Raw genomic sequence first — 314 nt, forward strand, 5'->3', positions numbered from 1 at the left:
AGAAATTGTTCTGCCTGACATAAGACAGAACAATTTCTTGAAGATAAAAGTTAGAATATACTAACCAAAATTGAAAGAGAGGTTCTTCTTTATGAGCAAAGTAGCAGGTGTATTCTGGAGTGCAACCGGCAACACGGAGACTATGGCAAACTGCGTGGCGGAGGGTGCAAACGGCACCATCGTTCCCTGTGGCGAAATGAACGCCGCAAAGCTGGCAGAGTTTGATGCAGTTGCATTTGGCTGCCCCGCAAGGGGCGCAGAGCAGCTGGAAGAGAGCGAGTTTGCGCCGATGTTCTCTGATCTGGAGGGCTCCC

The 314-nt window shown here is 49.7% G+C and carries 1 protein-coding gene; it reads left to right on the forward strand.

The genetic code is table 11. From position 1 onward, the window contains the following. Positions 1 to 91 precede the first annotated feature (91 nt). Positions 92 to 314: flavodoxin domain-containing protein (locus P0G09_RS17305; protein WP_342760554.1), on the forward strand; the 223-nt coding region annotated here is incomplete at its 3' end.

The organism is Faecalibacterium sp. DFI.5.82 (genome assembly GCF_029076575.1).
GTDB classification, from domain to species: Bacteria; Bacillota; Clostridia; order Oscillospirales; family Ruminococcaceae; genus Faecalibacterium; species Faecalibacterium duncaniae.